The 10,737-nt window shown below is 65.7% G+C and carries 7 protein-coding genes and 1 pseudogene; 5 read left to right on the forward strand and 3 right to left on the reverse strand.

Annotated features, from left to right (window positions below; translation table 11 throughout):
- The first annotated feature begins 144 nt into the window (after window positions 1–144).
- Complete coding sequence (locus U3A55_RS00765; protein WP_330989604.1) at window positions 145–891, forward strand: SDR family oxidoreductase; 747 nt, start codon at window positions 145–147, stop codon at window positions 889–891.
- On the opposite strand, the gene U3A55_RS00770 is transcribed toward U3A55_RS00765, so the two are convergent.
- Window positions 892–4,824, reverse strand: coding sequence for a DNA polymerase domain-containing protein (locus U3A55_RS00770; protein ID WP_330989605.1), 3,933 nt, complete (start codon window positions 4,822–4,824; stop codon window positions 892–894).
- Between the two features lie 95 nt (window positions 4,825–4,919).
- On the opposite strand from U3A55_RS00770, the gene U3A55_RS00775 reads away from it, so the two are divergent.
- Genes U3A55_RS00775 through U3A55_RS00785 form a run of 3 tightly spaced genes read left to right on the forward strand, consistent with a single transcriptional unit; the run spans window position 4,920 to window position 5,864 of the window.
- Entirely contained in the window at window positions 4,920–5,114 is a 195-nt protein-coding gene (locus U3A55_RS00775; RefSeq protein WP_330989606.1) for a DUF7331 family protein, read from the forward strand.
- 31 nt (window positions 5,115–5,145) lie between these two features.
- Window positions 5,146–5,442: a DUF7322 domain-containing protein gene (locus U3A55_RS00780; protein ID WP_330989607.1), complete on the forward strand. Its 297-nt coding sequence runs from the start codon at window positions 5,146–5,148 to the stop codon at window positions 5,440–5,442.
- Window positions 5,439–5,864 carry a DUF7346 family protein gene (locus tag U3A55_RS00785; RefSeq protein ID WP_330989608.1) on the forward strand — a complete coding sequence of 142 codons (426 nt, stop codon included), beginning with the start codon at window positions 5,439–5,441 and terminating at the stop codon, window positions 5,862–5,864. Before U3A55_RS00780 ends, U3A55_RS00785 begins: the two co-directional genes overlap by 4 nt.
- Here the strand turns inward: U3A55_RS00785 and rad50 are convergent.
- Both rad50 and mre11 read right to left on the reverse strand, forming a co-directional pair.
- The gene (rad50, locus tag U3A55_RS00790) at window positions 5,851–8,526 is read right to left on the reverse strand and encodes a DNA double-strand break repair ATPase Rad50 (protein WP_330989609.1); all 2,676 of its coding nucleotides are present in this window, start codon (window positions 8,524–8,526) and stop codon (window positions 5,851–5,853) included. The two genes, U3A55_RS00785 and rad50, sit on opposite strands and share 14 nt — an antisense overlap.
- Window positions 8,523–9,704, reverse strand: coding sequence for a DNA double-strand break repair protein Mre11 (gene mre11 / locus U3A55_RS00795; protein WP_330989610.1), 1,182 nt, complete (start codon window positions 9,702–9,704; stop codon window positions 8,523–8,525). The genes rad50 and mre11 overlap by 4 nt, the downstream gene beginning before the upstream one ends.
- A 201-nt stretch (window positions 9,705–9,905) precedes the next feature.
- Here mre11 and U3A55_RS15180 point away from each other — a divergent pair.
- A pseudogene (locus U3A55_RS15180) lies at window positions 9,906–10,737 on the forward strand (RNA-guided endonuclease InsQ/TnpB family protein); the annotation flags it as partial.

The following is a 10,737-nucleotide window of genomic DNA, read 5'->3' on the forward strand; positions in this document are numbered from 1 at the left end:
CGAAGGAGGGGTTTGCGACGCATAATGCTTACGCATCCACGGGTATCACGTTTTCCCAAACAGAAATTAATTTCTTAAAACGGAAAACCCCCTGGTCTTGCGGGGCGGGAAAAGACCGAAACCACTGCCCGACGCACGGCCCGTATGGGTCAGGAGTCCCCCCTCGACGGACGCACCGCGGTCCTCACTGGTGCGAGCGCCGGCATCGGGCGCGCCACCGCGCACGCGCTCGCCGCGGACGGCGCGAACGTCGCGCTCGCCGCCCGCCGGACGGACCGACTGGAGACCATCGCCGACACTCTCCAAACCGAGTACGGCGCCGACACGCTCGTCGCTCCCACCGATGTCACCGACGAGGACGCCGTCGACGCGCTGGTCGAGAACACGGTGGAGTACTTCGGCGGCCTCGACGTGCTCGTGAACAACGCCGGCCTCGCCCGCGGCGACGGGGACGTGGCGGACATGGACACCGACGCGTACGAGACGATGATGGCCGTGAACTGTCACGGGATGTTCTACGCCACCCGCGCCGCGCTCCCCCACCTGGTCGACGCCCAGGGGAACCTCGTGTTCGTCGGGAGTTTCGCCGGACAGTATCCCCGACCGGGAAGCCCGGTGTACGCCGCGACGAAGTGGTGGACGCGCGGGTTCGCGCACAGCGTCGAAGGCCAGTACGGCGACCAGGGCGTCGGCGTCACCGTCGTCAACCCCACCGAAGTCCGCACCGAATTCGGCAGCGAGATGGGTGAAAGCTTCGAGGACCGATTCGAGGAGGGCGAAGTCACGGCCCCCGCGGAAATCGCGGACGCCATCGCGTTCGCCGCACGCCAAGACCAGTCCACCGCCAGCGAAATCGACCTCTACCGCCGCGACAAGTTCAGCGACTGGTAGTCACATGTAACTCCCGAGGCCGGTCTGGGTCTGCCCGCTCTTCACTTCCTCCCACGACACTTCGAGCGCCTCCAAGATGCGCTCGATGGGTCCCTTGAGGGTCTTATCGAGCATCGTGTCCCAGTCCACCTCGAACGCCTCGGGAATCTGATCGGCGTACTCGTAACAGATGACATCGGGGTCGCGCTTGAACTCCCCGTAGAGCGGGTCGGTCTGTGGGTCGAGTCCCTGCTCGGATTCGACGCGCCGCCAGAACTCCGGCTGGACCTTCCGCAAGTACAGCCGCTTCGGCTTCGACCCGCGCTGGAAGTTCGTGCCGAGGAGGAGGTTCGCGTACTTCGCCCCCCGCACCTGCGCCGTGTCCGTGTCGTAGTTGTCGAGGCGCTTCCCGATACCGCCCGGAATCCCGACATCGTCGAGGTCGACGTTACCGGCCTGAAAGTCCTCGATGATGCCGTGCACGTAGTCCTTCACGCTGTCAATATCTTCCCCGTGGACGATGCGGTCGATAACCTCCTTCTGCACCTCCTTCGTAATCGGCGCGATGTCCGAGCGCTTGTACTCGAACCCCGTGATGTCGATGTCGTCCACGTCCTTTCCCTCCTTCCAGACGATGTGGCCCGCGTACCGCTTCTTCTTCCCCGCCTGGAAGAACCGCCGATAGAGCTTCTCGAACTCGATCTGGAACCGGTGGTGGTGCGCGTTGAGTTCGTCGCGCGCGAAGTCGTCGTACCGGCTATTGATGTGCTCCTCAATGTCGAACGAGGTCTCGATGGCCTCGTCCTTCGAGAATTCGGGACCGAGTTCCAGCATCACGCTGTCAGTATCACCATACGCGACTTCGTGGCCGATTTCGTTCGCCGCTTCTTCAGTGAACTCGATGACGTCCCGGCCGGTCGCGGTGACCGCCGCCCCCATCTCCTTGTCGTAGAGCCGGAAGCGCTCCCATCCAAGAACGCCGTAAAGCGACTGCCCGACGAACTGGAATTTACCGTTCCGGCCCGCGAGCAGCGTGTGGTTGTCCTCGACGGTCACACAGTACACGCCGTCGTCCGCGGTGCTTCGACCGCCCGAGCGGTTCATTCGGAACGAGTTCTTCGCTCCCTCCGTGCAGTAGACGCGCCACGACCCGCTGTCGTGATTGTAGCTCGCCGTCTCGCCGAGGTGCGTGCAGAGACGGAGGACATCATCCCGGAGCGTCTCACTCGATGTCGTATATCTCCACGCGTTCACCTGCCGGTCACCGTCACCCGCGACCAGTGTGTCGAGGAACCGACGTTTCTGTTCCTCGTTCGTCTCGAAGACCCGTTCGGGAATCCGCTTCTCGAAGCTGTTCTCACCGCAGAGTCGTTCGAGCAGCTCGCCGAGGAGTCGGGACGTGAACTGGTAGGAGCGGTCGTCGACGTAGTAGTCGAAGCCCATCCGGTCGAGGAGCGCGCCGATACGCGCGTGGTCGTCCGCCGTACCACCATCCGTGACAGCGTTCTGTGCGATTTTGATGGCCGTCGCCGATCCGCGGAACTGTTCTCCGAACTGCTTGTCCTCCGAGGTGTAGACGTTCCCCTCCGTGACGTACCACGCAAGCAAGTCGAGAAAGTCATCACCGTCGTACGTGCGCGGAATCCACTTCCGGCCGGACTCACGGTGGATGTAACTCGTCTCACACACGGACTCGATGTAGTCGCGATGCGCTTCGAACTCCGCAGCCGAGAAGACGTACCCAGTCTTCCCGATGTCGGCTTTCGGAACCCGGCGCGGCGTCCAGCCGAGCTCGGTCGTGAACGTTCGACCGTGAACGGACGGCCGAACCCAGACCTCGTACTCGCTGTCGAGGAGTTCCGTGAGGTCGACTTCCTCCAGTCGGTCGCCATGCGGGACCGTCCAGTCGTGGGGGAGTTCGTACTGCGACGCGGAGTTGAGGTCGCCGGCTTCGACGAACCGGTAGTCGTCCCACTCGACGCCGTTCGTGTCGTTCTGCCGAACGAGCATCCGGTGGTTCGGGGTGACGCGGAAGTCCGTCTTGCTCGTCTGGATGTCCACGAGGTCGCCACGATAGTCCGGGTACGCGTGCGTCTCGACGACGGGCTTCACCTCCATCCGCATCGTCTCCGGGTCGAGCGAGTACACCTCGTCACCCACCTGGAGATCGCGAATGTTCCGCACGCCGTTCGGCGTGAGAACGTCGGTGTCCGACGTGAAGCAGTTCATAATAACCTTGACAGCTGACTGCTGGCGGTCGTAGCGCTCGTAGCCCTCGCTGTCCGGGTCGTGGTCGTTCCGCCGCGACTTCTTCTGCTCGCGCTCCTCGAGGAGTTCGTCCACCATCTCCCGAATGACGCCGTCGGGGTTCTTCTGGAAGTGCGTGCCGTTCGGCGCGACGTACGTCTCGCCGTCGTAGGCGTCGGGGTCGACTTTCGTCTCCGGTGACGCGTTCGTGGTCACCATGCACATCGGATAGAGGCTCTTAAGGTCCAGTACAGTGACGTTCTCGCGGACGCCCGTGATGGGGTCGAACACCGCGCCGCCCTCGTAGTCCTCGGACTCCTGCTGGCCCTTCGACGGCAGCGCGAAACTCCCGTGGACCTTGTGCAGGACGTACATGTCGACCGCGTCGCCGGGCGTCGTCGCGTCCTCGAGTTTACAGCCGACGAAGGACGCGACCTCCTCCCAGAACGGAATCACGTCCTGTTTTCGGTCGATTTCGACGCAGAGTTCCACGTCCCGGACGTTGTACTCGAGGAGGCGTTCGGGGTCTTGCTCCCAGAGGTCGCCGATGTCGCCCGTGTAGCGTTCCTTCCCGACGCCGAGTTCGGTCTCCGCGACGGCGTCCAGTCGGTAGGAGTCGAGTTCGCTGAACTGCGTGCGCTGGTAGGCGTACAGGAGGTCGAACACCACTCGCCCCTTGACGTTCGGGCCGCCCCAGCCGCCCGTCCACACCTCGTTCACGCGGGAGAGGCGGTCGTAGGACATCCCGAGCACGTCGAGGCGGTCGATGAAGTACGGCGCGTCGAAGTCCTCGAAGTTCCAGCCCGTGAGCACGTCGGGGTCCGTGTCCTCGATGTACGCGAGGAAGGCGTCCAGCATCTCTTCTTCCTCGTCGAACGACCGCACCTCGACGCTCGCGTCCGCCTTCTCGTCGAGCAGGTCGTAGTCGGCGAGGTCGTCGGGCGCGGGGACGTTGGCGTCGGGGGCGTCGTAGAGCCACGCGACGTACTCGTCGCGGTAGTTGTCGTGGCTGGTGAGGCAGACGATGGGTTCCTCGCCGTCCTCCGGGAACCCGGAGCGGTCGTCCACTTCGATGTCGAACGTGTTCACTCGCAGGGTCGCTTCGGCCTCGACGGCGTCGACCTCGCCGTGGTGCGCGACGAGCGCGTCGTCCTCCTCCGCGCGGCGCTCGGGGACGCGAAGACCGCTGTTCACGTCCTTGTCGATGAGGAAGCGGTTCGGGAAGAGGATGTCCGCCTCGTAGTGGTCGAAGCGGTCCCGGATGTTCCCGACGTCTCGGGGCGTCCGCCCGAACACCTTTGTCAGTTCCTCGCCCCGAATGCTCTCGTAGCCGTCCTCGCTGCCCGTGATGACGTCGTCCTGCAGGTCGCCCTCGGAGAGGCTGTCGGTGGGCGTGTAGAAGTAGGGGCGGAAGCCGTGGACGCGGACGTGCTCGGGCGTGTCGTCCGGGCGGCGGCCGAAGACGTGGATGACCGGACGTTCGCGGCTCCCTTGTCCCTCGACCGTGTAGTCCACTTGCGTGACCGCGATGTCGACCGTTCCCTCGGTTTCGGGGAGCGCGCCCTCCTCGGCGTCGATGATTTCGTTCACGACCGGGTCGCCGTCCCCGGCGACGTACCGCGCCTCCGCGGCGGGCCGGTCGCCGTCCCCCTCGGCGGCCGCGTCGTCCCCGCCGCCGTCGAAGTCCGTCAGGCTGGCGTTAGGCATTGCTCATTCCTTGGATGTGCTCGCCTAAAAGACCCTGCGTCCGCCGACCGCCGGGGAAAAGGGTTATACCGTGGTACTTCTTATCGTGGGGTGAGGTGACACACGTGTCCGACCACGCGACGACGGGTGACGAAGAGCGCCGGAACCACGTACCCCAGCTGCCGGAGGGGGAGGAGGGTCCGACCGTGGAATCCTACGACACCGAGGACGGGGTCGTACTCTACGACGCGGACAACCCGCTCGCGTGGCTCAAGGCCACGAACGCGATGCCGCTCACCGAGCAGCGATAGCTTTTCTTCCTTCGGACGGCTTCACACGTCCGTGTACAATCCGCTGAAACCACAGACCGCGGTCCCCGACAACGACGACGACGACGAGGACGGGGAGTCCACGGAGGTCCCGACGGAGATTAAACTCCGATTCTGGAAGCTCGTCGCCTTCCTCAACGTCGGTATCCTCCTGTTCGCGCTCGGTCTCATGTTCCTCGCGTTCCGCGGCCTCCTCGTCGTCGGCGGCGGCACCGCACTCGCCGGCGCGGCCATCCTCGCGTACTGCGCGTGGGACTACAAGCGCTCGAAGGCCCGCATCGGCGAAATCGTCGCACAGCGAGACGAATGACGCAGAGCGTTCGCTACGACGGCGACGTGTACGTGCTCGTGAAGGAATCGGCGGAGAGCAGTCTCGTTCGCAATCCAGACACCGGCGAGGAGACGTACGTCCCGAACGACGAACTCGAAGCGCTCGACAGCCCCGCGCTCGAAACCCGCGCCGCCGCCGTCCCCGAGAGCGTGCGCGCCGTCCTGCGTGTCGCCCACGACGACCGCTCGCTCGGCCTCCTCCTCGACCTCCACGAGAACGGCCCGCGGCCCGTCCGCGACATGCTCACCGACTACTCGTTCTGCGAGAGCGACCTCCTCGGCCTCCTCACGGAGTGCCGCGCCGCCGGCGTCGTCGAGGAAGCCACCGTCGCCGGCGAACCCGGATACGGGCTCACCTCGACGGGCGACCGCGGCGTCGCGAAACTCCTCAATCCGCGTTGAGCGCCGGGGTATCGTGCTCGACGTGCGAGCGGTTCGTCGTCGCGTCCTTCTGCACCCGCACGAGGTCGTCCGCGGCGCCGAGCAGGCTCTCGTCGTGACTCACCACGAGAATCTGCTCCACGCCGATGTCCCGCATCGACTCCACCAATTCCACGAGCTGCGAGACGTGTCCCGAATCGAGGAACACCGTGGGTTCGTCGAGAATCAGCGGCGGCATCGGCGCCGACCCCTCGATGCCCTCGGAGAGCAACCGATAGATGGCGCACCGAAGACTGAGGTTGAACAGCGCGCGCTCGCCGCCCGAAAGCTGTTCGGGGTCGAGGCGCTCGCCGTCCTTCTGGTACACCGTCAGCTCGTACGTCCCGTCCAGTTCGATGCGGGCGTACGAGTCGTTCTGGTAGACGAGGTCGAACGTCTCGTTCAGCAGGCGCTCCAGCCGGTCGACGTTCCGCTGGCGTAACTCCGCGCGCAGGTCGCCGTAGAGCGATTCGAGGGACTCCGTCTCCCCGTGCACGTCCTGGAGTTCTTCGACCGTCTCTTCGAGCGCGTCGCGCTCCTCGCGCAACCGTTCGAGCGTGTCGAGGTCCTTCTTCACGCCCCCGATTTTCCCCTGAATTTCGTCCCGCTGCTCGCGGAGCGACTCCAGTTTCTCAGCGACCTGTTCGAGGTACTGCTCGGCCTCCTGCCTGTTCGCCTCCGCGGTCTCGATGCGCTCCTCGTCGTACGCGGCTTCGAGCGACTGCTTGCGCTCCCGGAGTTCCGCGACGCGCTCGCGGCGCTCCTCGTTGCGCTCCGCGAGGCTCTCGCGTTTCTCCGCGACGCGCTCGGCTTCCTCCCGCGCGCTCTCACGCTCTCGCAGCGCGTCCGCGAGGTCGTTCAGGTGTTCGACGCGCTCCGACAGCGACTGCTTCTCCGTCTGGAGGTCACCCAGGCGCTCCCGCCGCGACTCCACGCGCTCCCGCGCCGCGTCCGCGTCCGCGCGCTCTTCTTCGGCCCGCTCCGTCAGGTCGTCCGCCCGCTCGCGGGCGTCCTCGGCGTCCGCGCGCTTCTCCGCCACCGTCTCCGCCTTCGCCTCCCGCAACTCGGCGGTCGACTCTCGCTTCGATTCGAGGTCCGCCACCGTCCGTTCGACCGACGCAAGCTCCTCCGCGGTCTCGATGCGCGCCGAGACCGATTCCAGGTCGTCCTCGACCGACTCGAGGTCCGCTTCGAGTTCACTGACGCGCTCGCGGTGGTCCTCGATGGACTCGACGTGCGGCGACCCGTCGACGGGCTGACCGCACTCGGGACACTTTCCCTCCGCGAGCAGCTCTTCCGCGTCCTCGACGCGCGACCGTGCGGACGCCAACGCCTCCCGAATCTCGGTTCGTTCCGCGCGCAGGTCGTCGCGCTCCGAGTCGAGTTCCTCGCGGAACTCCGTGGCGTCCCCGAACTCGACGGGCGCGTCCGCGAACGCCTCGCGCGCGTCCTCGATTTCGTCGTCGAGTTCGTCGAGTTTCGCGTCGAGTTCCTCCACCTCCTCGGCGGCCGACTCGGCGTCTTCCTCCAAGCGCTCCGCGCGTTCGCGGGCGTCCTCGGCCCGCGATTCGAGGTCGTCGGCGCGGTCCTCAGCGGACTCGGCGTCCTTCCGGTCGCTCGTCATCTCGTTCGCGACCTCCTGAATCTCCGACTGCACGCTCTCGCGTTCCGCGTCGAGATCCTCGCGCCGCGCCTCCACGGCGTCCGCGTCGATGTCCGCCGCGTCGGCGTCCAACGCCGTCTCTGTGAGGAGGGCGTCCACGCGGTCGTCCAGGTCGTCGGCGCGCTCGCGGTGCTCGCGTAGCGTCTCCTGAAGGCTGTCGCGCTCGTTTTCGGTCTCGCTGATGTCCTCGCGGAGGTCCGCGATTGTCTCCCGCACCGAGTCGAGTTCGTCGCGTTTCTCCTCGTACTCGGAGAGCACGCGCTCCGCCTCCTCCTTCGTCTCCCGGGCGTTCCGCTCGTTCTCCTCGAAGCGCTCTATCTCGGACTCGACCTCCGCGAGGTCGGACTGGAGGGCGTTCAGTCGCTCGTGGAGATTCTCGTCTTCGAGGTCGGCTACGTCCTCCGCGCGCTGTTCGAGCCGGCTCCGATACTCCGTGAGCACGTCCTCGACGCCGAGCCGGGCGTCTCCGGCGCGCTCGCGGTACTCCTCCAGTTTCCCGAGCTGGAGGAGGTCGTCTATCATGTCCTGGCGCTCGCTCGGGCTGGCGTTGATGAGCTTGTTCACCTCGCCCTGCCTGACGTACGCGCAGTTCACGAACGCCGACGCGTCCATCCGCAGGAGGTCGGCGACGTGCGATTCCACGTCCGTCACACCCTCGATGCTCCCGGAGGGCGTCGTGAGGACGCAGTCGTGGCGGCCGACGCGGCCGTCGCGGAGTTTGAGTTCGCGTGAGAGTTCGTACTCCGCGCCGTCGTGACTGAACCACAGCGTCACTGCCATCTCGTCCGCGCCGGTCGTCACGACCTCGTCGGCCGTCCCGGCGACCGCGTCCGTCCCGTACAGCGCGAAGAAGCAGGCTTCGAGGAGGCTCGACTTCCCGCTCCCGTTCAGACCGTAGACGACGGTGACGCCGCGGTCGAGCCGCACGTCCTCCGCGTCGTAACACTTGAAGTTCCGAATCCGCACCCGCTCGAACTTCACTGGAACTCACCCATCGCCGCCTGCCCGTCTGTCTCGTCGGCCGCTTTTCTCTCCCGTTCGCCGTCCTCGTCGTCGCTCGCGGGGTCGGGGGCGTCCGCAATCGCCTCCTGAACGCGGTCCTTCACGGCGTCGCGGACGTTCGCGTCCGCGAGCTTGCTCTCCCGGACAGCCTCATCGATGTCGCGTGCGGTCTCGCTCAGTCCGAGGTCGCGCACGCGCTCCCGGACGGCCTCGTCGGGGTCGGCGAAACTCACGTCGATGTCCGCTTCGTCCTCAACCTCGCGGCGGTCGTTCACGCGCGTGACGAGCGCGCCGCGCTCCTCGCCAAACGACTCCACGTCGGCGGGCGTCACCTGCCCTCCCTCGCCCTCGATGGTGACGACGACGACTGCGTTCTCCACATCGGCTTCGCGGACGCGGTCGCGGACGTACGCCGTCCCCTCGTCGCCCTTCAGGTCGAGGTCGAGGAACACGAAATCTCGGGTGTCGACGCCTCGTCGGGTGATGCTCGCGCCGCCGTCGAACGTGACGATGTTGTAGCCGCGGGGGTCGCGTTCGCTCGCGCTCGCGCGCTCGGTCGACCCGCAGTACGTCACCCACGTGTCCAGCACTTCGGCGCGGTCCGGCGCGTGGTTGTCCCCCAGGAGGAACGCGTCGAAGTCCACGTTCGACTCCCCGAGAACGGTCTCGGTCTCCCAGTTCGCGTGCGGGAACGGCGTGAACAGGCCGTGGGAGACCAGCGCGGCGTGCTCAGTGTCTGGGACCGCGAACTCGTAGTCGAGCTGGTCGCGCTTCGACTCGGGGACGTAGTCCAGGCCGTAGAACGTCGTGTCCCCCACTGCGGTTCCCTCGGCGTCGAGTCGGGTGGCGAGGCCGAGCGTCTCGAAGAGGTCGAGCCACTGGCCCTGCCGCGTGCTCTCGTGGTTTCCGACCACCGCGAGGAAGGGGATGTCGTGTTCGCGAAGCGGGGTGAGGATGTCGATGGTGTCGAGGAGGTCGGGAAGTCCGGGCTGGCGGTCGTGGTAGAGGTCGCCCGCGTGCACGACCGCGTCCACGCCGTCCTCGACGGCGTCCGCGACGACGCTCCGGAACGCGTCCGCGAAGTCCTGGCGGCGCACGGGAGAGTGATATTGACGATACCCGAGGTGTGTGTCCCCCGTGTGGATGACGCGCGTCATTGTCACTCCCTACTCCGGCGTTCGCGGATAAAGGTTCGGCGCTCAGACGTCGAGGTGGAGCCCCCGACCTCAAGGAGCGACCGAGGCGTAACGAAGGGGAGCGAGTAGGCCGGAGAGGAAACCGACATGGTACGACGCAACCGGTATACTGCGACCGGCCGACCCCCGAATTATTAAGTACCGATTATTCTTCTCTGAAGTATGGACGTGCGTCGAACCGCCGTCGTGAAACTCACCGTTTCCGACGAGCACCGCGACGCACTCCACCGAACCGCCGACCAATACCTGTACTGTGCGAACCGAACCGCCGACTACTGTTGGTCAAACACCTCATACACCGAGTGCAAGACCAACAAACGGCAAGTTCGAGACGCACTCTACGACGACCTCCGAGCAGAGACAGACCTACAGGCCCAACTCGTCCAAGCCGCCATCCGGCGCGCCGTCGAAGCCGTCAAAAGCGTTGTCAAACGCTGGAAAAAGGGACAGCGTGTCTCCCGGCCGACGTTCACCGCCGAGACGATGGATTACGACACGCGAAGCGCGACCTTCTACCGCAACGAGTGTCGCTGGCAACTATCGAGAACCGAGTCGAACCCTCGTTCGTTCTCCCGGCGGATAGCCCGACGCCCTACGAGCAGTACGTACTCTCCGAAGCGTACGAGTTCCGTGAGAGTACGCTTCGGTACGACGCGGCAACCGACGAGTTCTACCTCCACATCTCGACTCGGCGGATAGACGGCGACGGCGCAGAGGTTCCGGCAGATACCGGGCACCCCGACCAAACGGTCCTCGGTATCGACCTCGGCGTCAACTCGTTGGCCGTCGCCTCCACCGGCCGCTTCTGGCAGGGAGACGACTACGACCACTGGTGTCGCGAGTTCGAGAAGCGACGTGGAGAGATGCAACAGTGTGGCACACAAGCCGCGCACAACGCCCTTCTTCGCCTTGGTAAGCGCGAAGAAGCGTGGCGCAAACAGTACATCCACACCGTCGCCAACGAAATTGTTGCAGAATCCGTCGAACACGACTG

The sequence above is a fragment of the Salarchaeum sp. III genome, from assembly GCF_036418315.1.
In the GTDB taxonomy this organism is placed as follows: Archaea; Halobacteriota; Halobacteria; order Halobacteriales; family Halobacteriaceae; genus Salarchaeum.